Here is a 24,412-nt window from a genome sequence, read left to right as displayed (position 1 = left end):
AGCACAATGAAAAAGAAGAGCCAAGAATTCATAACGATATTGTATGGATTTGCAGTGTTGCTTGTCGTTTTTGGACATTCACATCCTCTGCACTCCGATTATCCGGGATTTTTGCAGAGAATAACGACATTTGTTTATATGTTTCATATGCCCTTGTTCTTTTTTATCGCAGGAATATTGACTGCATATACAGCTAATAACAGAAATATTGGACAGTGGTGGAAGCTTAAAGTAAAAAAACTGATATTGCCATACGTGGTTCTCACACTGGCTGCCTGGCTGCCAAAATGTGCTCTGGGTGCATACATGAATGATAATATGGAAATCTCAGCAACAAATTTTGTGGGGATGCTGCTGATACCGAGAGAGGGAATTTGGGGGCATTTTTGGTTTATTCCTGTATATCTGGTGATTACGCTTTTATGTGCTTGTCTATACAAAAATTTTACGAATAAGTCCGCAATCATTAAGATTTGCTGGGGGGGGGGGTGGATTTCTTTAGGCATTATATTAACATTTTACCCTATTCCTGTTAGATGGTTTGCAATAGAAGATATCTCGATTGAATTTGTATATGCATTGCTTGGAATGTTCTTATCAGATTTCATTATCAAAAATAAAGAAATATTATTTCAATGGTACGCGGGAGCCGTAGCGGGGATAGTCGCATTTATTTTATATGCGCATGGTTTTGGCACTGTCGGATATAAGCTGACAGGGGTTTTGATGATTTATTTGATGCTTACGTTAGCTGTTGTACTTTCAAAGCATGAAATGAGGGTAATCAAATATATTGGGACACATGCCTTTACGATATACATATACTCGTGGCCGATACAAGCAGTAACAGAGTTTGTGGTGGTGGTCATTTTAAAACTTCAGTGGTATGTGACTTATCCTTGCATGTTTCTGGTAGTCTTACTTGGACCACTGATTATATATGAGATTTATATGAAATATCTGCCTAAAAATAAGTTTTTAGATAGAATGATTGGAGTTAAACAATGAGAGACACATTTGTCAAAACATTAGTGGAACTGGCAAAGAATAATAAAAATATTGAATTAATCACAGGTGATTTGGGATTTGGAGTATTAAAGCCATTTTGGGAGAAGTGCCCGAATCAGTTCACCAATGCCGGAATAGCAGAACAGAATATGACTACGGTTGCTGCAGGAATGGCTTTGGAAGGTAAGACTGTATTTACCTATTCCATAGGAAATTTTCCAACGCTTAGATGTTTGGAACAGATTCGAAATGACTGTGCTTATCATCATGCAAATGTAAAGATTGTTTGCATTGGCGGAGGGTTTGTGTATGGTTCTCTGGGCATGAGTCATCAAGCAACAGAGGATATTGCGATTATGAGAGCACTGCCAGATGTAGCGGTATTTTGTCCCGGTGATTTAGCAGAAGCAGAAGAAATAACGAAGGCGATAATCAATTATCCGGGGACTTGTTATCTGCGTTTGGGGCGTGGCGGTGAAAAGCGAATTCATAAGAGCATTGAAAACTTTCAGATTGGAAAGGCGATTTCTGTTCATAAAGGTGAACGTGTGGCAATTCTATCCACGGGTGCAATTTTTGAGGAAGTCGAAACTGCCTGTGAAATGTTGAGGAAAGTAGACCTCGTGCCGACTGTATATACTTTCCCAACTGTCAAGCCTCTGGATTTTAAAACCATTTTGAAGTGTACGACAGAACATGAATTGATTGTAACCTGCGAAGAACATAATGTAATCGGCGGTTTTGGGGGGGCGGTTGCCGAAGTTATGGCTGAGAATCCTTCCAAGGCAAAATTGTTGAGAATTGGCGTGAATGACCAATACTGTGTCAAAGTTGGTAATCAAAAGTATTTGCGAAATGAATACGACATGAGTGGTGAGAAGATTGCAGAAAAAATTAGCGAGACATTGGCCTTGATAACAGTAGAAAGGAATATGGATTGTGGATAAGAAGAATGTTGTTTTTTTTACTTCAGTATATCCCGAAGATGGATATGGGAATCTGTATTTCGATCTTGTAAAAGAAATTGAAAACCAGGGATATCATGTTGATGTTGTTACACCCATTGAACGTAAATATAAAAAAAGTACTACTTGTATACAAAATGGAGATATTAATGTATTTAGAGTTAAAAGCTTAAATTTTCGAGGCAAAGTTTCTTTGATTGAAAAAGGGATAGCAACATTATGGTTTTTAATTTGGTTCAAGAAAGTGTATTATAAATATTTAAAACAAAATCATTATGATATTGCAATTTTTGCGACACTTCCCATAACATATGCGCCGGTAATGAAAATATTGAAAAAAAAAGGGACATATATTTATCTTTTACATAAAGATTTTTTTCCGGAAAATGCTGTTGATTTAAATATTCTGAGTAAAAATTCAATTATGTACAAGATATTTGAAAAGTGCGAATTGTCGATGTACAGGTATTCGGATAGTATTGGCGTAATGTCAAAAGGAAACAAAGAATACATTCTTAAATTGAATAAAGGCATTACAGAAGAAATGGTGGATATTTGTCCCAATAGTATCATTCCATCGTCAAATGAGAGAATTGCAGAATTAACTTCTCATAAGGATGAAATCAGAGAAAAATATCAAATTCCCAAGGATGCGGTTGTATTTATTTATGGTGGCGTTATTAGCAGGGCTCAAGGAACAGAGTATATTATTTCGCTGGTAAAACACTTAAAAGAATGCAACGATGCGTTTTTTCTATTTGTTGGAAGTGGGAATACATTTGATGATTTAAAAAAAGAAATTAAAAAAAATAACTGTGAAAATGTAAAAATACTGTCGTATATACCAAAGTATGACTATGATTTATTAATGGCATCATGCGATGTCGGAATGGTTTTTTTGGATTATAATTTTACAGTTCCAAATATCCCTTCACGTATGCTTGGACATATTGATTTATCACAGCCGATAATCGCAGCAACGGATGAACATACAGATTTCAAGGATATACTAATCCAAAATCAAATTGGATTATGGAATGCAAGCAATAATCCGCATGCATTTGTTGAAAATGTCAATCGATTTGTTAATAGTACAGAATTGCGCATAGAAATGGGAATTAATGCAAGACAGTATCTTTTAGAATCGTGTAGTGCAACAGCAAGTTATAAAGAAATTATAAAACATATTATGTAACTTAGGAGAATTACATGGTTGAGAAGGGATATCGGATTGTGAGAAGTCGGATGAAAACAGTGAATGAGGTAGAAAATGAATGAGATGAATCTAATAAAAAATAGGCCTGATTGGGGGGGGGGGATACAAAAGAACTCTCTTAATCTACTCCGATTGTTAGCAGCAATCCAAGTGTTCTACGGACACGCCGTAGTGCACATGAACCTGAGTGGGACAAGTGTTGCAGGAATAATAATGTCCATTTTTCAGGGAGTACCGATTTTCTTCATTCTAAGTGGCTTTCTAATTTGGAATTCAATTGAGAAAACTCCGAATCTTAAGACATATGTAAGAAAACGAATATTTAGAATCTATCCGGAATTATGGTGTGCGATTACCATAAGTATTATTTCGATTTTTTTCTTATATGATAGGTGGAATGTAAAAGACTTGATGCTTTTTATAGTGACACAGTCCACAATAATGCAGTTCTGGACACCGGATTCTTTAAGAGGATTTGGTTGTGGCACACCGAATGGGTCATTATGGACTATTACAGTGATTGTTCAGTTTTACATTGTAGCATGGGTTATAAAGAAATTTCTAAGCCACGAAAATAAAAAAAGATGGTTTGTAACGATAGCTATAAGCCTTGCCATTGGTATTGGTTCACCTCAATTGGAAAAATTGCTTTCGGAGACAATATATAAACTCTATGAAGCAACATTTATCCCATATTTTTGGATTTTCATGACAGGGGCTTTGCTTTGCAATTATTTTAAAGAGATTATGCCAATTTTAAAGAAATTCTGGTGGGTTGGATTGGCATTATTGCTTGCAGTTATCTTCACAGGCTTCGATATAGATGCAGGATATGGATTATTACAAACAATTCTCAAAGGTGTGACATGGGTTGGCTTTGCTTATGCATTTCCAGGACTGAATATAAAGGATGATATTTCTTATGGGATATATATTTACCACATGGTGATTGTAAATATATTGATTGAACTTGGATTGGTAGGAAGTTGGATTTACTTCTTTATTGCCTTAATAGTGACGATTGGCATAGCGACTGTCTCATACCTAATAGTTGGAAATGTTGGGTCAAAGAAGAAGGGGCAATTATAAAAGTGGTTGGAGAAATTATATGAAAACAGTGTTATTGGCACCGACTCCGCCGCCATACGGCGGAATAGCGAGTTGGACACAGAGAATGTTGAAGGCGCAATTAAAGAACGGTTGGGAGTTATCAGTTGTTGATGAGAAGATGATTGGAAAACGCAATGTGTTCGGCGGGAAGAAAGAAAGCAGGAGGAATCTTGTAGATGAAATCAAGCGATGCCATCGAATTTGGTCTGGCCTTAAGCGTGAACTGAAAGATGAACAGGTAAAAATCGTTCATTCCTGCATCCCATCGGCGACACTGTCCATGATACGGGAGTATGTATGCGCATGTATAACGAAACGCAGAGGCAGGAAGTTTATTATTCATTTCCGATGTACAGTTCCGAATACTACGAAGAGTAGATTAGGGAAATTTTTATTAAAGAAACTATGCAAAAAGAGTGATTTTATCATTACCCTTAACACCCAAACGAATGATTACCTTGATAATATAACAGACACGCCGTATGAGTTGATACCTAATTTTATATCCGAGGATGAAATTGCAGATGATTATAAAATCCAGGATGAGATTAAAACTGTTTTATACGTTGGCGGTGTTGTTAAAACAAAAGGTGCATATGATTTTATCTCCGTAGCCGAAATGTTCCCGAATATCCAGTTTCGGATGGTTGGAAGAGTTGATACAGCGATTGAAGAGTATACAAAAAGCAAAGGGTTGAAAAATACTGTGTTTACAGGTCCGAAAGATAAGGCGGGTGTGAAAGAGGAACTAAAAAATGCAGATATTTTTATGTTTCTCACATATTTTGGTGGAGAAGGATTTTCCAATTCCCTTTGTGAGGCAATGGCGGCAGGGTTGCCATGTATTGTGACAGACTGGGCTGCAAATAAAGATATGATTGGTGAGGATGGCGGCTGTGTGGTACCTATAAAAGACACGGAGGCGGCAGCAAGTGCGATTGAGAGAATGAAGGGAAAGCAAATGAGAATGAAATGTTCTTCTACCAATAGAAAGAAAGTAATAAACAGCTATATCGAAAAGATTGTAGTAGATAAGTATATAAATATATATGAAAGATTGAACGAGGAGGGTACTTCTTAGCTGAATTAAAAAATAGTAGTATTATTCCATCAGAGATTTTAAAGAGATAGGGAGATAAGGATGAAGTATATTCGGATAGCTATTTCTATGACAGCATCAACAATAAAACTATGGATAAAGAGAATCCTGGGATGTCGAGTGAAATTTGGATGGATTAATCTGATTAGTCCGTTTGCATACATCTATACGGAAGGCGGTGGAAGGGTATCTGTTGGTAACAAATCGGGGATTAGTGGTGGAGTTGAGATAAAAGCGAAACATGGATGCGTATCTATTGGCAATGGCTGCTTCATCAACCGTGGGAGTATGGTAGTTGCACATGAAAGAATTGACATTGAGGATAATGTTACGATTGGACCAGGGACATATATATATGACCATGATCACGATGGATGTGGTGGATACACCACTAAACCAATCAGACTTGGAAAAGGTGCCTGGATAGGAGCAAATTGTGTCATCCTTAAAGGTGTGAGGATTGGTGAGGGCGCTGTTATCGCAGCGGGGGGAGTGATAAATAAAGATGTACCGCCTAAAACAGTTGTTTATCAAAAAAGGCAAACATTAGAAAAGCCTATTTAGATGTGATTTATGTGAGTGGTTGCTAGGGAGAATGACAAAGTGAAAAAAGTTGCTTTTTATATTGACACGCTTTATCGTGGCGGTGCTCAGAGAGTGATGTCTAATTTGGTTACATATTTCAATGAAAGCTACGATGTTGTCTTGGTGAATGATTTTATTACTGATGAACAAAAATACAGTTATCCCATACCGGAAACTGTTAAAAGGATATACCTGAGGAAATCTCTTGAAGGAAATCCAATTATTAAAAACATCAGCAGGATTTTCGATTTGCGCAAGACTATAAAAACAGAACAGCCGGATGTGGTTTTATCGTTTTTGGGCAATCCAAATAAAAGAATATTGCTTGCAACACTTGGTTTGAAATGTAAAAAGATAGTTTCTGTTAGAAATGAACCTGTTCATGAGTATGGAAAAGGAAAAGTTAATAACTGGATTGCAAGAACGTTATTCTCTTTTGCTGACGGAGTGGTATTTCAGACAAAGGATGCGGCAGCTTATTTTCAAAAATCAGTACGAGACAAATCCACTGTCATTATGAATCCGGTAGGAAGAAAGTTTTACGAAATAAATCGAATAGAACCAGTGCAGGATGTAGTGACCGTTGGACGATTTGAACAGCAAAAAAATCATCTGTTGTTGCTCAGGGCGTGGAAAGAAATTGAAAAAGATTTTCCAAATGATATGTTAATAATTTATGGTGATGGCCCTTTGCGAGAAATATATGAACAATATATTGAAGAAAACAATCTTTCAAAACGTGTTTGGCTTCCAGGATTAATTACCGATGTGCCAGAAAAATTGGCAACTGCGAAAGTCTTTGTGTTGTCATCTGATTTTGAGGGAATGCCCAATGCTCTGATGGAGGCTATGGCTGTTGGAACACCGGTAATCTCTACAGATTGTCCATGTGGAGGTCCAAAGATGCTAATACAAAATTCAATCAACGGACTTTTGGTTCCCTGCAATAATGCAGAGGCTTTGCAAAGTTCCATGAGAGAGTTGCTTAAATCAAGAGAAAAACGGGACCGTATTGGGGTATCAGCGAGAAACAGGGCAAGGGTTTTTGCAGAGGACGTCATCTATGACCAATGGGAAAACTTTCTTATGAAGGATGTTAAATAGTTTAGGAGATAGGCAGATTATGAGTGTATTATTTATAGGCGCACAAGCATTACCAGACCAGACAGCAAATGCAACTAGAATCATTAATTTAGCAAAATTATTCCAGAATTGCGGCGAGAATCCAATATTGATTGGAACAAGATATGATAAAGGGACAATTCTTAGCGGAGAGATAGATGGTTTGAAATACGCCAATGTGGACGCTTCTGCTTATTTATCTGTACCTAAGGTCAAAAGGAAAAAATATTTAGAACAGCTTGTGCTGAAAGCAATAACTGAATCATGGGAAAAATATCATTTTGATAAGATTGTTGCGAGTAATTTTGCATTTCAAAGTATTAGCTTCTTGATGGATTTTGCGAAAGAGAAACATGTTGCAATAATTTATAATTCTGTAGAATGGTATCAGAAAAATAATAATTCGTTCAGAGGATTAGGGGGAAAAATCAATTTTCTATATAATCGATATGGACTTATCATACAACATGTGAAAACCAGGAATATTATAGGAATTTCTTCTTTGTTGACAGAGTACTATAAGGCAAGAAATTGTAATGTGGTTCGTATCCCTACTATTATTGATAAGAAACACTATTCTTTTGTCGAATATAATCATAATGAGAAAGTAATTGTTGCTTATGCTGGGTCTCCAGCCAGAAAGGACTATATTGCTAACGCAATTAGAGCGTTGTTGTTGCTTACTATAAAAGAAAGAAATCAAATCGAATTGCATCTCTATGGAGCAAATAAGAATCAGTTGCTGAAGCTTGGAATCAGTGAGGAAATGATGACAGAATTAACAGGAAATATATTTGTTCATGGTCGAATTCCGTATGTAGATGTACAGGAGAAAATAGCAAGTGCTGATTTTACTGTTCTATTGAGACCAAATCTTCGCTATGCTAATGCTGGTTTTCCCACAAAGGTTGGCGAAAGCATGATGTGTGGTACTCCTGTGATTGCAAATCATACCAGCGACCTAAATCTATATATTAGAGACGGAGAGACAGGTATTGTGGTGTCAGATGAGACGGCAGAAGCATGTGCGGAAGGCTTCAGAAAAGCGTTGAGGATGCATGCGGAAGACAAATTCATTATGCGTACTGCGGCGCGAAAAGAAGCTGAAACAGCATTTAATTATATGAGCTATCGGGAAGAGATGAAAAGATTCATTAGGGAGCTGAAGAAACAATGAAGAAAGTATTGTTTATTTTACCGGCCGTGAGAAGCGGTGGATCTGCTACTTCTATGCTTAATCTTTTGGGATTACTTAAAGAAAGAGGGTATGAAGCAGATTTATTTCTTTTTCAAAGAGAAGGCTGTTTTCTTGAAAGAGCAGAACAGGTGGCACATGTTCTGCCAGAAGAGAAAATCATATCTTCTGTCATGTGTCCGAAAAAGCAGCTGAAAAGTAAGGGGTTCATTGCTTTGCTCATCAGAATGACTTTTGTATTATGCCATATAATTTGTGGAAAAGAAAAAGCTGTCGAACTATTTTTCCGTGCTAGTGCAAAAAAGCAATCTGAAAAATATGATACTGTTATTGCGTATCAAGAATCTTTGTCAACCGATTATGCACAGTATATAGGGTGTAAAAAAAGGATTGCATGGGTACATAATGATTATCATCGCTTTGCTATTGGAAAATCGGTGGAACAGGAACAAAGACTTTATGATCAGTATGATGAAATAGTTTGTGTATCTCAGGCATCTCAAAATAGTATGTTGAAAAATTTGCATTTGTCTGCCAGCCATGTTCACTTAATCTATAACACTATTCCGCGGGAATTTATTATCAACCAATCCAAAGAAGAAGTCGAGTTCTTAAAAAAAAGAACGTATACTTTTATTTCTATGGGCAGATTTACATCTCAGAAGGGATTTGATCGGGCGATTGAGGTTGCTTTTCGTTTGAAAAATGAAGGAGTCGATTTTATTTGGTATATCATAGGTGATGGAGAGGATTTTGCGATAATAAAGGACCGAATCGTGGAAAAAAAGATAGAAGATTACTTGCTTCTCCTTGGCTTAAAACCCAATCCTTTCCCGTATATCAGGCAAGCGGATTGTTTTGTGATGACTTCACGTTATGAGGCGCAACCGATGGTCATAAATGAGGCTTTAACTTTAGACATTCCAGTCGTTTCCACCAGATTTTCTTCTGTGGAAGAGGTCATTAAAGACGGTGTAAACGGTTTTATTAACGACAATGACGAGGATGGGATTTACAGTGGAATTTTACGCTATATTTCGGACGATGATGCAAGAAATAAAATTAAAGCAGGTGCAAAAGAGTTCAATTATGCGAATGATGCGATTGTAAATGCTGTTATTTCATTGCTTTGAAATTTAAATTCTTTTTCAGGGTATGAAGCTAGATAACAGGAGGATGAAGTGAATCTGAATAAAAATTTATGCATGACCTATTGCAAATTGATACTAATGTTTATTGGAATATGGAGGTAGATTATTTTGCCTGAAAACATAATGAACGACAAGGAACACTTGGATAAAGGGCATAATAAAGCTTTATTGTTTTTTACGAGGGAACAGATAGATAGGAGATTGCGCTATGTATTAGCTATCCTTATGACTTCAATACTGTGTGTGTTTATAAATCCCTCATTGCAGACAATAACAGGTCCTATTATGGCTATTTGTTTTACTTACCTCTATTTCAATGGATATAAAGCATTTGTAACTAGCATTATTATTGTTGCCAATGACGCATTGAGGTGTATATTTTTTGGTAGTATTTCGTTCCCGTATTTGCTGTTACTTTTTTTAGGACTGGCTCTTCTGTTAAATAAGTATAGAATTCAAATTCGTATTTCTCAAATGATAGCGGCTGTCATTCTGGTTATTATGCTTGTCACTTTGTATCATTACAGTATAATCGGCATAAAAAATATTATCTACACGTTGACTTTTATATGTGCAGGAGCTCAATGTGTGTCAGAAACTAAGGAAAGAGAGCTGTTCTTTAAAGGTATCGCAATCACCGTATTTTTGATTAGCCTGCATACTTGTGTGACAGGCGGTGTTGAATTTTATGAACTGAATGAGTATTCTAAAGCGTTTTTAAGGAAGGGTATCTTGGGCGTTGGTATTGGGGATTCAAATTTTTCCTCATTGCTTTTAAATATAGGAATAGCAATAACGTTGTTTGATACAAATTTCAAATGGTATTTAAAAACAATCATGATAGCTTGTTCAGTATTTTCAATGACGGTTACACTATCTACATCAGGTCTGATTGGATTTTTGATAGTGTTGGGTTGTTTTGTTTTTATAAAACGTGATTCAATACCAAAAAAAATCTGGAATGCATTAATCATAATATTTTTTATATTAATTATTATAAATGTATATATGACAATGCCGGATTCAATGCGAAATGAGACGATTGATGCCTATATTGTCAGAATGCAGGAAAAGTTTTTCTTGCTAAATTTAGGAAATATGGCAGAATTTACATCTTCACGCAGTGAATTGTTAAGCAAAGCTCTGCAATATATTTTTTCGGAACAGGGAATTGTGGGATTATTATTCGGATTTAATTCGCTTTTTGCGGGAAATGGAGAGCTTGTCCCTCATAATACGTATGTAGATTTATTGCTACAAATAGGACTTATTGGTACGGCTGTTTCTTTGGCTTATATTTTGCGTGGTGTAGTTATGGCATGGAGAAGCCAGCAGAGAAGCCGTACGGATGTGATGGTAAAAATTGTATTTCTGTACTACTTTTTTAATTTGAGTTTGTTTCATGGGAGTATGTTTGCTTTGGCATATATTGTGCTTGTGATACTGTGAGGAAAATAAAATGAAACATCTAGGAAAGAATATGATTTTATCTATCATTTGCAAGGTGATAATGATTGTGACTGGTCTGATTGTGCAGAAGTATGTACTTTCAAGCTTTGGGTCTGATATCAATGGACTCTATTCCAGTATTACACAATTTTTGACATATTTGATTTTGCTTGAATCCGGAATTGGTACAGCGTCTATACAAGCACTTTATGTACCGCTTGCGAAGAGTAATTGGGATTCTGTAAGTGCTGTAATAGCAGCAACAAAGCAACAATATGAGAAAATATGCCGTTGGTTTCTGATGCTGCTTGTAGGCCTGGCGTTTCTGATTCCTTGTATTGTAGCAAGCCAGGTTGATGCATTAACTGCTGGGCTATTGACCTTTATTTCGGGACTGAGTAGTGTGATAACTTATGCTTTTCTTGGAAAATACGTGATATTGTTAACAGCAGATAATCGGATTGGAATAATATACATCTGTGACTCAGTATTGACATTATTGTCTTGTGGATTGAGGTTGATAGCAATTTACATGAATCAGAGTATCATTGTGGTTCAGTCAATACTTGTGGCTACGGCAGTTATTAAGTCCATTATTATATTTGCTTATGTAAAAAAACACTATAAAAAATTAGATCTGAAAGCAAAACCAAACAATCAGGCGATATTACAGCGTTGGTCGGTTTTGGTACATCAGATTGCAGGGCTTGTGGTTAATCATACAGATGTCACTATTTTGACAGTAGCCTCAACATTAAAGAATGTCAGTATTTACTCTGTGTACAATTATATCTATTCAAATATTGCTGCCATTATAAATACAACATTCAGCCAAGCAATTTTAGCAACTTTTGGCAGACTTGCAACAGGAGAACAGAAAACCTATAACAAGGTATTCAAGTTGTTTGAAAGTTTTTTCTATTGCATTTTGTTTGCGATTCTTTCTACAGCTTTAATCATGACAATCCCCTTTGTTTCGTTATATACAGCTTCGGTTGCGGATACAAATTATATTTTGCCATCTGTTGCACTTTTATTCTGTATTTGTCAAATGATGAATCTGGTGAGGGTTCCGGCATTAATAACAATCAATGCATATGGATGGTTTAAGGAAACCAAAAAAGGTTCAATAATCGAAGCAGTAATTAACTTGTCTGTTTCTCTGGCACTACTTCCTGTATTGGGTATGCAGGGATTGCTAATTGGAACGATTTGTTCGTATTTGTTCCGTACACAGGATGTAATTCTTTTCGTGTATCGAAAATGCAAAATTGGCTGGATGAGTTTAATGAAAAATCTGCTGTTAAATTTCAGCGGCTTTTTAATATTAACATTGGCGTTTTTCTTCTGGAAACCAATCATTGTTACCGGTTGGATTGATTGGATGCTGAAAGCTGTTGGAATATTTGTGTTGTCGATAGTTATGCTTTTCCTGCTGAATTATGTACCAAGATATAAGGAGTGCAATATTTTGGCAAAAAAAATATATTTGAAGTATGAGAAGAGACTTTAGCGGTCTTAAGAAGAAAAATTGAGTAGGAGAGTAGTAGGATGATTAAACAATTCATATATATAATTTTAGTTCGATTGAATAAGTTGTATGAAGTAATGAGGACGAAGGAATACCGTTCCAGACTGAAACATTGTGGCCTAAATGTATGCATAGGCATAGGTAGCGACATACCCCCTCCCGAAAGGCTATTTATTGGTAATAATACTGTGCTTGGAAGGGTACAAGAATTACTGGAATTTATAGAACGGATTTGCTGGGGTGCACAATGATTTCGGTGAGAGATCAAAATAAAGGTGGGAGTCCATGACCCTAGAAGAGAAGATAAAGTCTTTGATACAGTACATTAATAAAAAGGAGTAGATTAATATGAGCTTATTTACAAATAAAACATTATTAATTACCGGGGGGACCGGTAGCTTTGGCAATGCAGTTCTCAACCGTTTTCTGAAAACGGACATCGGTGAAATCCGTATCTTTTCTCGTGACGAGAAGAAGCAGGACGATATGCGCCACGAATTTCAGGTGGAAATGCCGGAAGTTGCAGACAAGATTAGCTTCTACATTGGAGATGTCCGTGACCTTGCATCTGTTAAGAATGCTATGAACGGAGTTGACTACATATTCCATGCAGCAGCACTGAAACAAGTTCCGTCCTGCGAGTTCTTTCCCATAGAAGCGGTCAAGACCAATGTCCTTGGTACAGAGAATGTTTTAACCGCCGCAATAGAAGCAGGTGTTAAAAATGTCGTATGTTTATCCACGGACAAGGCTGCATATCCTGTAAACGCTATGGGTGCTTCTAAGGCAATGATGGAAAAGGTCATCGTTGCAAAAGCGAGAACGACCAATGTGACAAAGATTTGTTGCACTCGATACGGTAATGTTATGTGTTCCCGTGGTTCTGTTATCCCGTTGTGGATTGACCAGATCAGAAACGGTAATCACATCACTTTGACCGAGCCTGCCATGACCCGCTTTATTATGTCTCTGGATGAGGCAGTTGACCTTGTTCTGTTCGCTTTCGAGCATGGCGAACCTGGTGACATCCTTGTTCAGAAAGCCCCGGCCAGTACTATTCAGACTCAGGCAGAGGCAGTGTGTGAGTTATTCGGCGGCAATAAAGAGGACGTCAGGATTATTGGTATCCGTCACGGTGAAAAGATGTACGAGACACTTTTAACAAACGAAGAATGCGCTCATGCTATCGATATGGGTAACTTTTACCGTGTGCCCTGCGACAAGCGTGGTTTGAATTATGACAAGTATTTCAATAAGGGTGATACAAAACGAAATATTCTTACCGAGTTTAATTCTAATAATACACAGTTGCTGACGGTTGAGCAAACAAGGGATAAGATTGCTTCTCTGGCATATATCCAGGACGAGCTTGCAAAATAAATATGTTTATTGAGCTATGAAAGAAATTAGGAAGTAGGCGATTATTCAAGGACAACATTCAATCAGTTTATTTTCTTGAAAGGCTATGATGAGTATTATGGGTAAAAAGAGTGTTGACTCAAATAAGCATATTGAAAACATTATATATAAACTTTAAAACATAAAAATTTATAAATGCTATTAAACTTCCGATATGGGTTGGAAAACATACCAAGTTAGATATTCGTATGTGGAGATGGAGGGTGCGATACATATAAGCGTAGAGTCATACCTGGCATTCGAATAGTTGGGAGTTTGATTTTCTTCTTTTATGAATTCTTCATTTGTTATAGTATCCGGCTATGTTTACTATTAAATGCGGTTTGAATAAGGAAAATACGAGAAATTAATACCATTTATATATCACACATGAGCAGCTATTTATTTGGCAGTACTATGGTATGAGGAGAAAATGAGTCCTCATATTTTTCTTTAACACGATACTAGGGAGCTATCCATACCATGCTTCATTGATGAATTGATTCCAAAACCTCTGTGTTACATAAAACAGGGATTTTGTCGACTGTTTTTGAAAATTCATATAAATCGCTTTTGACGCATAGAGGAAGAAAAAAAGCAGAAATTTGGGTGCTGTTGAGTTTGCAATCTGCCTAAATAATATAATGAAGAAACAAACAATGAGTTTACTTGCAGGAAAAGTGTTGATGATTACTGGGGGCCCTAAGTCTTCTGGCAATGTGGTTCTCAACCTTTTTCTGAAAACGAACATTGATGAAAACCGTATCTTTTCTCGTGATGAGAAGAGGCAGGATGATATTCACTAAAGGAGGATTAAACAACAATGAATGACTATACCAACATCCAATGGAAAAATAACGGCAAACTGAAATTGTTGATTATCGTTGGTACACGCCCGGAGATTATTCGCTTAGCCGCCGTCATCAATAAGACACGTATATATTTTGATACTATCCTTGCCCATACCGGCCAAAACTATGACTACAACCTTAACGGTGTGTTCTTCAAGGACTTAAAACTTGCTGATCCAGACGTATATCTCAATGCAGTAGGCGAAGATCTGGGAGAGACATGCGGCAACATAATCTCACAGAGTTACAAACTAATGGCTGCAATCCAACCGGATGCTGTTCTTGTGCTTGGAGATACGAACAGTTGTCTGTCAGTAATTGGCGCAAAGCGACTCCACATCCCAGTATTTCACATGGAAGCAGGCAATCGTTGCAAGGACGAGTGCCTGCCGGAGGAGACCAACCGCCGTATCGTGGACATCATCTCAGATGTAAATATGGCCTATTCTGAACATGCCCGCCGCTATCTTGCAGACTGCGGATTACCAAAGGAACGGACTTACGTGACCGGCTCCCCCATGGCGGAGGTGCTGCACAATAATCTGGTTGAGATTGAGGCATCGGATATCCATGCCCGGCTGGGACTGGAAAAGTGTAAGTATATACTTCTGTCCGCCCATCGTGAGGAAAACATTGATACTGAAAAGAACTTCATGTCTCTATTCAATGCAATCAACAAGATGGCTGAGAAGTACAATATGCCTATCCTGTATTCTTGCCATCCGCGCAGCAGGAAACGTCTGGAGTATTCAGGTTTCCAACTGGACAAGCGTGTGATCCAGCATGAGCCTTTGGGATTCCATGATTATAACAATCTCCAAATGAATGCTTTTGCGGTTGTATCCGACAGTGGCACGTTACCTGAAGAGTCCAGTTTCTTCACCAGCATCGGTCATCCCTTCCCGGCAGTGTGCATCCGCACCAGTACCGAGCGGCCCGAAGCACTGGACAAGGCCTGTTTTATTCTGTCTGGTATTGATGAGAAGGGTCTGCTCCAGTCTGTTGATACCGCTGTAGAAATGAATAAAGCTGGAGACTATGGTATTCCCGTGCCGGACTATATCGAAGAAAATGTGAGTTCCAAGGTAATTAAGATTATCCAGAGCTACACCGGTGTGATTAACAAGATGGTGTGGAGAAAAGATGTGCAAGACCTTCTTATCGAAGAATAGGTACTAACATGAAGATAATTTGACTGTATTTGAAAATGCAGTCAAGGAGGTGGAAAGATAATGAATATATTAGTGACGGGCGCCAAGGGAATGGTGGGAACTGCCCTTGTGAACAATCTTAAGAATATTAGAGACAATAAGAACAGAACGAGACCAAATATCAAAATCGAGGAAATCTACGAGTATGACATGGACTCCATGGCGGATGAGCTGGATACATACTGCCAAAAGGCGGACTTTGTTTTCAACCTTGCCGGTGTGAACCGCCCTGAGAATCCTGAGGATTTTATGAAAGGAAATTTTGGCTTTGCGTCTGATCTTCTGAATAACTTGAGGAAGCATAAGAATAAAGCAACGATTATGCTGTCTTCTTCCATACAGGCAACTCTGGCAGGACGTTTTGGCAATTCCGAATATGGTCAATCTAAAAAGGCCGGGGAAGAGCTGTTCTTTGATTATGCCAAAGAAACTTGCGTAAAGGTTGCAGTATATCGTTTCCCAAACCTGATGGGGCATTCCAGGCCGAGATACAATTCTGCTGTATCCACCTTCTGCTGGGCAGTGGCGAATGATGAAGAATTTACTGTGAACGACAGAAGCACAGAATTGGAACTTCTCTACATTGATGACCTTGTTGAGGGAATGTATGATCTTCTGGAAGGTAAGGAACAGCACTGTGATTTTGATGGTGTGGAAACAGTGTTGCAGGGCGATGGCAGATATTGCTGTGTTCCGGTTACGCACAAGGTCACACTTGGTGAAATCGTGGATTTATTACGGCAGTTTAAAGAGCAGCCGCAGACGCTTATGATACCTAAGATGCCGGAAGGCTCATTTGGAAAAAAACTCTATAGTTTGTATTTAACATATTTGCCTACCGAGAAATTCAAGTATGCACTGAAGATGAATGTGGATGACCGAGGCAGCTTCACAGAATTGGTTCACACCGAGGACTGCGGACAGGTCAGTATCAACATCAGTCGTCCAGGCATCACCAAAGGGCAGCACTGGCATAACAGCAAGTGGGAATTATTCATTGTGGTTGCCGGTCATGGGATAATTCGGGAGCGCAATATTAACACTGGAGAGACGGTGGAGTTTGAAGTAAGCGGCGATAAAATCGAAGCTATCCACATGATTCCTGGTTGGACACACAATATTATCAACCTGAGTGAGACAGAGAACCTGGTAACGGTTATGACCTGCAATGAGATATTCAATCCGCAGAGACCAGATACTTTTTTTGAACCGGTATAATCGTTCGTATGTTTAAATATATAATTACAGCACAAGTGCTATCTTCACCAGTGTACTATTTGATTGCACTGACGGTTGGGGTAATTGTTGCGATGATTGGAAATTACAGATGTAAAAACAAAAGAAAATCCGTGGTGATGGGACTGATAATAGCATACCTTACATTGGTTTTCTCATTTACAATTATTACGAGGACACCGACAGGGCACAACTATGAGTTGATGCTTTTTTGGAGTTATATGGAGATTTACAAAGGAAATACAATCTTTATATACGAAAATATTCTGAATGTGCTTATGTTAATGCCTCTAGGAGTGCTGCTGCCGGTTGGTTTTGACCAGATAACCTGCAAGCAGGCTGCATTATCTGGTTTTTTAGTATCTTTGATTATAGAAGTGATGCAATTACTTACCAGGAGAGGCTTGTTTGAATTTGATGATATTTTGCATAATACATTAGGATGCTTACTGGGATATACGATTTATAAACTGATTAAAAAAAATTTAGGCAAATGCGAAGCCATCTGAGAATAATGCAGCACTGCATACTGACAAACTTATTGAAAAAATAAATGGCATATCAAACGAGAAAGAAAGTGAGAGTTACTTTATGTTAACGATTAATACCCCATTAAAAAATAAAACAATCCTAGTAACCGGTGCCGCTGGTTTCATTGGATCTAACTTAGTTTTAGAACTAATCCGCACGCAGTCACCAGTTAATATCATTGGAATCGATAATTTGAATGACTATTACGATGTGTCTATCAAGAAGTATCGACTGCAGCAGATTGAGAAAACAGCTAAAGCTTCCGATTCCACATGGAGATTTATCAAAGGTTCTATTGCTGATAAAGCTCTGATTGATGATATCTTCAGTACATACAGGCCTGCAGCCGTTGTGAATTTGGCAGCGCAGGCAGGTGTGCGCTATTCCATTACAAACCCGGATGTATATATTGAATCGAACTTAATCGGTTTCTACAATATCCTTGAGGCTTGTCGTCATTCTTATGATAATGGCGAGACAGGAGTAGAGCACTTGGTTTATGCTTCATCTTCATCTGTGTATGGATCTAATAAGAAGGTTCCTTATAGTACGGATGATCAAGTAGATAATCCGGTATCTTTGTATGCAGCTACGAAGAAATCTAATGAGCTGCTGGCACATGCCTATTCAAAACTCTATAATATTCCGTCTACTGGACTTCGTTTCTTCACAGTCTACGGTCCGGCAGGTCGTCCAGATATGGCGTACTTTGGTTTTACCAACAAACTTTTGAAGGGTGAGACCATTCGGATTTTTAACTACGGTAATTGTATGCGTGATTTTACATATGTGGATGATATCGTAGAAGGTGTGAAGCGTGTCATGCAGTGTGCACCGGAGAAAGTAAACGGCGAAGATGGGCTTCCGGTTCCGCCGTACCGTGTGTATAATATCGGAAATAATAGCCCGGAGAATCTGCTGGATTTCATAGATATATTACAGCAAGAATTGTTAGGCGCAGGTGTTCTGCCGGAGGATTATGACTTCGAGGCGCATAAGAAGTTAGTTCCTATGCAGCCAGGAGATGTGCCTGTGACTTACGCGGATACAAGTGCTTTGGAGCGTGATTTTGGATTCAAGCCGAGCACAAGCCTGCGTGACGGTTTGCATAAGTTTGCACAGTGGTATCACGAATTTTACCAGGGGAAAGAACAAGGAGGAGTAAGGCAATGACAGAAATAAATCATCAAGTAAAAACAAAATACACTATCGCAGTCGCGGGAACCGGATATGTAGGTCTTTCCATTGCTACACTGCTATCCCAGCATCATAAAGTATATGCGGTAGATATTATCCCGGAAAAGGTGGAGAAAATTAATAAGCGTATTTCACCAATTCAGGATGAGTACATTAAAAAGTATCTTTCCACAAAGTCGCTGGATTTGACAGCTACTTTGGACGGCGTACAGGCTTACAGGGATGCCGATTTTATAGTTATTGCGACACCGACAAACTATGATAGTAAAAAAAATTTCTTTGATACTTCTGCTGTGGAAGCCGTGATTCAATTGGTTCTTAAAGTGAATCCTACAGCAATCATGGTTATAAAATCTACAGTTCCGGTTGGATATACCGCGGCCGTGCGCCAAAAATTCAATACAAAGAATATTATTTTCAGTCCAGAGTTTCTCCGGGAATCCAAAGCACTTTTTGATAACTTGTATCCAAGCCGTATTATAGTGGGGACAGATGAAACAGATGATGTCCTCACGGAAGCGGCTTTTACTTTTGCAAAGCTTCTGCAGGAAGGAGCGGTCAAGGAGGATATTGTTACGCTCATTATGGGATTCACAGAAGCAGAAGCAGTTAAATTGTTTGCTAATACATATCTTGCCCTGCGTGTGTCTTATTTTAATGAGATAGATACCTATGCGGAGATGAAGGACCTGGACACACAGGCAATTATCAATGGTGTTTGTCTGGATCCCCGCATTGGAATGCATTACAACAATCCTTCTTTTGGCTATGGAGGCTATTGTTTGCCAAAGGATACGAAGCAGTTGTTGGCTAATTATGCAGATGTTCCTCAAAATATGATGTCTGCTATCGTTGAAAGTAACCGTACCAGAAAAGATTTTATTGCCAATCAGGTATTACATATGGCGGGCTATTACGAAGAAAACAGCTCATGGGATGAAAACAGCGAAAAAGAGGTTGTTATTGGAGTATATCGGCTGACAATGAAATCTAATTCCGATAACTTCCGTCAAAGCTCTATCCAGGGGGTTATGAAACGTGTAAAGGCAAAAGGCGCAACCGTAATTGTATATGAGCCAACGCTGGAAAATGGTGTGAAATTCTTTGGGTCTGAAATAGTCAATGATTTTGGAAGGTTTAAGCAGCAATGTGATGCTATTATTGCAAATAGGTATGATACAGAGTTGGATGATGTGAAGGAAAAAGTCTATACGAGGGATGTGTTCCGCAGGGACTAGAGGAAAGATAATAAGGAGATATTACGGGAGAGAGGCAAAACTGTTTGGATTTATATCAAATTCGCATAAAACACAGCAGGACGTGGGCGGTCCGTGAATAGGCCTTTTTTTATTTCCGGGAATTGTATTTGGTTCCGCGGTATTTACCCGGATACCGACAGAACGACAGTATAGGTTAGAGTTGTTCTGGTCATGGAAGAAGGTTTTAAACGGGGATAGTGAACTGCTTAAAGAAAACCTGTTAAATTGTGTTCTTCTGATTCCCATGGGATTACTTCTGCCGATAATGTTGGATTTTAATATAAGATGGTGGGAAGGATTGCTGATAGAAACTGTGGTATCTGCGGTAATTGAAACATACCAGCTGGTATTTTGCAGGGGTTTATTTGAATGGGATGATATGATTCATAACGGAATAGGCTGTATGATTGGGTGTGTGGTAATGGAGGTATGTAGAAGATACACCAACAATAATTAATTAGGATATTAGGACACTATATCATGTGATTTGTAAGTCCGTTTCATAATTATAAAATGCATACAATAAGGAGAAAAATCATGGCAAAATACTTCGGCACCGACGGCTTCCGCGGCGAAGCCAACAAAACACTAACAGTGGAACACGCATACAAAATCGGCCGGTTCCTGGGCTGGTACTACAGCAGAAATAAAAAAGATAAGAGATGCCGGGTTGTCATTGGAAAAGACACCCGGCGTTCTTCATACATGTTTGAATATTCCCTGGCCGCCGGGCTTACGGCATCCGGCGCGGACGCCTATCTTCTTCATGTGACCACAACTCCCAGCGTTTCCTATGCGGCCCGCACCGAAGGCTTTGACTGCGGCGTCATGATATCAGCCAGCCACAATCCCTACTATGATAATGGCATTAAATTAATCAATGCCCAGGGAGAAAAAATGGACGAGGATACCATCCTGAAGATAGAAGCCTACATCGATGGCATCTCAGGTGAAATCCCGCTTGCAGTCAGGGAACAGATTGGGCGTACCGTGGACCATGCGGCAGGCAGGAACCGCTATACGGGTTACCTTATTTCCCTGGCAACCCGTTCCTACGAGAATATGAGGGTGGGCCTGGACTGTGCCAACGGAAGCGCCTGGATGATTGCCAAAAGCGTGTTTGACGCCCTGGGAGCAACCACCTATGTGATTAACAATGAACCGGACGGCCTGAATATCAATGCTGACTGCGGTTCCACCCACATGGACGGACTTATACGGTTTGTCAAGGAAAAGAAACTGGATGTGGGTTTTGCGTTTGATGGGGATGCGGACCGGTGCCTGTGTGTGGATGAAAAGGGCAATTTAGTGGATGGGGATCTTATCCTCTACATATATGGCCGCTATATGAAGGAACGGGGAAAACTCCAGGGTAATAAGATTGTCACCACGGTCATGTCCAACTTCGGCCTGTACAAAGCCCTGGATGAGGCCGGAATTGAATATGAGAAAACAGCGGTGGGGGATAAATACGTATATGAGAATATGGCCTCCAACGGCTACCGTATTGGCGGCGAACAATCCGGTCACATCATCTTCCGCAAATATGCAACCACGGGGGATGGAATCCTCACAGCCATCAAGATGATGGAGGTAATACTGGAGAAAAAACAGCCTCTCAGCAAGTTAGCAGAGCCGGTGCATATCTACCCGCAGGTCCTTAAGAATATCCGGGTAAAGGATAAGAAGGCAGCCAGGGAGGATAAGGATGTACAGGATGCTATTAATCAGGTGGAAGCGGCTCTGAGAAAGGATGGCCGGATCCTTGTAAGGGAAAGCGGGACAGAGCCTGTCATGCGGGTGATGGTGGAGGCAGCGGAACCGGCCAGATGCCGGGAATTCGTTGACCGGATCATAGAGGTCATCATATCCAAAGGCCATCAGGAGGTATTGTAGCATGTGCGGGATTGTAGGATATGCAGGAGATATGCAGGCGGCCCCCATCCTGTTGGACGGCCTGGCAAGGCTTGAATACAGAGGTTATGATTCAGCCGGAATCGCGGTGGCGGGCAGGCCAGAGGGCAAGGAAGAGGATGGAACAGGAACACTGGAAGTGGTTAAGGCAAAAGGCCGCTTAAAGGTTCTGTGTGAAATGACGGATAATGGAAGGGCAGTGGCCGGTACCTGTGGTATCGGCCATACTAGATGGGCCACCCATGGGGAACCATCGGTGGCCAATTCCCATCCGCACTGTGCAGGGGATAAAAGGGTCGCGGTAGTACATAATGGAATCATAGAAAATTTTCAGGAAATAAAAGATAAGCTGCAAAAAAACGGTGTGGAATTCATTTCCCAGACTGACACGGAGGTACTGGCCCATCTCCTGGATAAATATTATAACGGGAATCCCATTGAGACCATAAGCAGAATGATGGTACGGATCCGCGGATCCTATGCCCTTGGCATCCTGTTTAAAGACAGGCCGGGAGAGATATACGCTGTCCGCAAAGACAGCCCATTGATTGCAGGGCGTTCCGGCTGCGGTAATTTCATAGCGTCCGATGTGCCGGCCATCCTTAATTATACCAGGGATATCTGTTTTGTTAAAAATATGGAAATCCTCAGCATAACAAAGGATGGCATCCGGTTATATAACATTGACCAGGATGAGCTGGAGCCGGAATTTTCCCGTATAGACTGGGACACGGAAGCAGCGGAGAAGAATGGGTTTGAGCATTTCATGCTGAAGGAGATCCATGAACAGCCAAAGGCAGTACGGGACACCCTGAGCCCAAGGATAAAAGACAAACAGATCGTGTTGGATGAGTTAAAGATGACGGACGAGGAAATATGCGGTTTAAAGAGAATCCAGATGGTTGCATGCGGTTCCGCCTATCATGTGTGTATGAGTGCAAAATACATTTTCGAACAGTTGGCGCGGATACCTGTGGATGTGGATCTGGCAAGTGAACTGCGCTACAGGAATCCTGTGTTTGAGGACCACACCCTTGCCATTGTGGTGAGCCAGTCAGGGGAGACGGCGGATACCCTGGCGGCATTGAGGGAGGCCAGGAACCAGGGACTTCCGGTCATGGGGATTGTCAATGTGGTGGGAAGCTCCATTGCCAGGGAGGCGGATTATGTGTTTTACACATGGGCGGGTCCTGAGATTGCGGTGGCCACAACCAAGGCATACAGCGCCCAGCTGGTAGCGGTCTATGTACTGGCCATCTATTTTGGCCGGGTAAGGGGAAAACTGGATGACGGGACATATCAAGGTATGATTGAGGAACTTTTACTCCTTCCTGATAAAATCAGCCGGATCCTGGAGGAAAAAGAGCGGATTCAATGGTTTGCCAATAAGTTTTCCCATAACAATGATGTATTCTTTATCGGCAGAGGCCTGGATTATGCGGCTTCCATGGAGGGTTCCTTAAAACTCAAGGAGATATCCTATATGCACTCAGAGGCGTATGCTGCCGGAGAACTGAAGCACGGGACCATTTCCCTGATTGAGGACGGTATATGGACCATCGGTATTGCAACACAGGGCAGCCTGTTTGAAAAATTAATCAGCAACATGGTGGAGGTCAAAAGCAGGGGAGCAAATATCCTGGGGATTACTAGTTACGGGAATTACAGCATGGAGGACACGGCGGATTGTACCATATACGTTCCCAAGACATTGGAATGTTTTTATCCCAGTCTGGTTGTCATCCCTCTTCAGCTTCTGGCCTATTATGTATCCCTTTCTAAGGGACTGGACGTGGATAAGCCAAGGAACCTGGCAAAATCAGTGACCGTGGAGTAGCGGGTAACAGAAGACTTGGTACAAGAGAGGAGGGAAGACAGTCATGTCTGCAGACAGTCATATTTTCATACAGACCTTTAGCGGTTTTGATCTGTTCGTTGACAATCAGGTAGTCTATTTTTCCAGCAAAAAGTCGAAGGAACTATTGGCCCTCCTGGTCAGCAAAAGAGGAGGCAGCGTACCTCTTTCCGAGATAGCGTATATCTTATACAGCAATACACCGGAAAGAACAGCCAAAAATAATATAAGGGTCATTGGGTACAGGCTGCGCCAGATTTTAAGGGAGTATGGATGTGAAGGACTGTTGGTCCACAGGCCCGGGGTATACTCAGTCAACACAGAACTGTTTATCTGTGACTACTATGAATTCATGAAAGAAAACAGGACGTACATTACTGCCTATACGGGAAAATATATGCCGGAATATTTGTGGGCATCTGAGGCAGTTCCATATTTAAATGCGATATACAACTCATATAATGAAAAGCATTCCCTGCAGGAGAATCAGGTTAACAAATGCTAAGACAATACTAAGAGGGAAAGAAAT

21 protein-coding genes and 1 pseudogene are annotated in these 24,412 nt (G+C 39.8%); all 22 read left to right on the top strand.

The window, feature by feature from the left end; all coding sequences use genetic code 11:
- The first annotated feature begins 6 nt into the window (after positions 1-6).
- The 22 genes and pseudogenes from MCJ35_RS18160 to MCJ35_RS18055 all read left to right on the top strand — a co-directional run bounded on the left by MCJ35_RS18160 (position 7) and on the right by MCJ35_RS18055 (position 24,388).
- A complete protein-coding gene (locus tag MCJ35_RS18160; protein ID WP_240299603.1) occupies positions 7-1,008 on the top strand; it encodes an acyltransferase family protein in 1,002 nt (333 codons plus the stop codon).
- Positions 1,005-1,955, top strand: coding sequence for a transketolase family protein (locus tag MCJ35_RS18155; protein ID WP_025486035.1), 951 nt, complete (start codon positions 1,005-1,007; stop codon positions 1,953-1,955). The genes MCJ35_RS18160 and MCJ35_RS18155 overlap by 4 nt, the downstream gene beginning before the upstream one ends.
- Positions 1,948-3,168: a glycosyltransferase family 4 protein gene (locus MCJ35_RS18150; RefSeq protein WP_025486037.1), complete on the top strand. Its 1,221-nt coding sequence runs from the start codon at positions 1,948-1,950 to the stop codon at positions 3,166-3,168. The genes MCJ35_RS18155 and MCJ35_RS18150 overlap by 8 nt, the downstream gene beginning before the upstream one ends.
- Before the next feature lie 75 nt (positions 3,169-3,243).
- A complete protein-coding gene (locus MCJ35_RS18145; RefSeq protein WP_025486039.1) occupies positions 3,244-4,278 on the top strand; it encodes an acyltransferase family protein in 1,035 nt (344 codons plus the stop codon).
- Positions 4,279-4,297: 19 nt separating this feature from the next.
- Positions 4,298-5,380 (top strand): glycosyltransferase family 4 protein, encoded by a 1,083-nt coding sequence (locus tag MCJ35_RS18140; RefSeq protein ID WP_025486040.1) that lies wholly within the window; start codon positions 4,298-4,300, stop codon positions 5,378-5,380.
- A gap of 60 nt (positions 5,381-5,440) precedes the next feature.
- A complete protein-coding gene (locus MCJ35_RS31675) occupies positions 5,441-5,962 on the top strand; it encodes an acyltransferase (protein ID WP_025486041.1) in 522 nt (173 codons plus the stop codon).
- Positions 5,963-6,001: 39 nt separating this feature from the next.
- Positions 6,002-7,087, top strand: a complete 1,086-nt coding sequence (locus tag MCJ35_RS32185; protein ID WP_025486042.1) for a glycosyltransferase family 4 protein — start codon at positions 6,002-6,004, stop codon at positions 7,085-7,087.
- Positions 7,088-7,106: 19 nt separating this feature from the next.
- Entirely contained in the window at positions 7,107-8,282 is a 1,176-nt protein-coding gene (locus MCJ35_RS18125; protein ID WP_025486043.1) for a glycosyltransferase family 4 protein, read from the top strand.
- A complete protein-coding gene (locus MCJ35_RS18120; RefSeq protein WP_130789699.1) occupies positions 8,279-9,433 on the top strand; it encodes a glycosyltransferase in 1,155 nt (384 codons plus the stop codon). The genes MCJ35_RS18125 and MCJ35_RS18120 overlap by 4 nt, the downstream gene beginning before the upstream one ends.
- Positions 9,434-9,559: 126 nt before the next feature.
- The gene (locus tag MCJ35_RS18115) at positions 9,560-10,900 is read left to right on the top strand and encodes a hypothetical protein (RefSeq protein WP_025486046.1); all 1,341 of its coding nucleotides are present in this window, start codon (positions 9,560-9,562) and stop codon (positions 10,898-10,900) included.
- 10 nt (positions 10,901-10,910) lie between these two features.
- The gene (locus MCJ35_RS18110) at positions 10,911-12,413 is read left to right on the top strand and encodes a lipopolysaccharide biosynthesis protein (RefSeq protein ID WP_025486048.1); all 1,503 of its coding nucleotides are present in this window, start codon (positions 10,911-10,913) and stop codon (positions 12,411-12,413) included.
- A 366-nt stretch (positions 12,414-12,779) separates the two neighbouring features.
- On the top strand, positions 12,780-13,811 hold the full coding sequence (locus MCJ35_RS18105) for a polysaccharide biosynthesis protein (protein WP_025486051.1): 1,032 nt from the start codon (positions 12,780-12,782) through the stop codon (positions 13,809-13,811).
- A gap of 677 nt (positions 13,812-14,488) precedes the next feature.
- Positions 14,489-14,629: pseudogene (locus tag MCJ35_RS18100) on the top strand (UDP-glucose 4-epimerase); the annotation flags it as partial.
- Between the two features lie 23 nt (positions 14,630-14,652).
- Complete coding sequence (gene wecB / locus MCJ35_RS18095; protein ID WP_025486053.1) at positions 14,653-15,852, top strand: non-hydrolyzing UDP-N-acetylglucosamine 2-epimerase; 1,200 nt, start codon at positions 14,653-14,655, stop codon at positions 15,850-15,852.
- A gap of 60 nt (positions 15,853-15,912) precedes the next feature.
- Complete coding sequence (locus MCJ35_RS18090; protein ID WP_025486055.1) at positions 15,913-17,109, top strand: polysaccharide biosynthesis C-terminal domain-containing protein; 1,197 nt, start codon at positions 15,913-15,915, stop codon at positions 17,107-17,109.
- An 8-nt stretch (positions 17,110-17,117) separates the two neighbouring features.
- Positions 17,118-17,636, top strand: a complete 519-nt coding sequence (locus MCJ35_RS18085; RefSeq protein ID WP_081739224.1) for a VanZ family protein — start codon at positions 17,118-17,120, stop codon at positions 17,634-17,636.
- A gap of 82 nt (positions 17,637-17,718) precedes the next feature.
- Positions 17,719-18,831, top strand: coding sequence for an NAD-dependent epimerase/dehydratase family protein (locus tag MCJ35_RS18080; RefSeq protein WP_025486057.1), 1,113 nt, complete (start codon positions 17,719-17,721; stop codon positions 18,829-18,831).
- Positions 18,828-20,093, top strand: coding sequence for a nucleotide sugar dehydrogenase (locus tag MCJ35_RS18075; RefSeq protein WP_025486059.1), 1,266 nt, complete (start codon positions 18,828-18,830; stop codon positions 20,091-20,093). Before MCJ35_RS18080 ends, MCJ35_RS18075 begins: the two co-directional genes overlap by 4 nt.
- A 181-nt stretch (positions 20,094-20,274) precedes the next feature.
- A complete protein-coding gene (locus MCJ35_RS18070; protein ID WP_025486061.1) occupies positions 20,275-20,571 on the top strand; it encodes a VanZ family protein in 297 nt (98 codons plus the stop codon).
- Between the two features lie 80 nt (positions 20,572-20,651).
- Positions 20,652-22,010: a phosphoglucosamine mutase gene (gene glmM, locus MCJ35_RS18065; RefSeq protein WP_025486064.1), complete on the top strand. Its 1,359-nt coding sequence runs from the start codon at positions 20,652-20,654 to the stop codon at positions 22,008-22,010.
- A 1-nt stretch (position 22,011) separates the two neighbouring features.
- Positions 22,012-23,865, top strand: a complete 1,854-nt coding sequence (gene glmS, locus MCJ35_RS18060) for a glutamine--fructose-6-phosphate transaminase (isomerizing) (protein ID WP_025486066.1) — start codon at positions 22,012-22,014, stop codon at positions 23,863-23,865.
- Positions 23,866-23,908: 43 nt separating this feature from the next.
- Positions 23,909-24,388, top strand: a complete 480-nt coding sequence (locus MCJ35_RS18055) for an AfsR/SARP family transcriptional regulator (protein WP_008718940.1) — start codon at positions 23,909-23,911, stop codon at positions 24,386-24,388.
- Positions 24,389-24,412 lie beyond the last annotated feature (24 nt).

Source organism: Enterocloster sp. OA13, from assembly GCF_022440595.1.
In the GTDB taxonomy this organism is placed as follows: Bacteria; Bacillota; Clostridia; order Lachnospirales; family Lachnospiraceae; genus Enterocloster; species Enterocloster hominis.
Note: the sequence above shows the minus strand (reverse complement) of the source record. Positions and strands in the feature narration are given on the sequence as shown.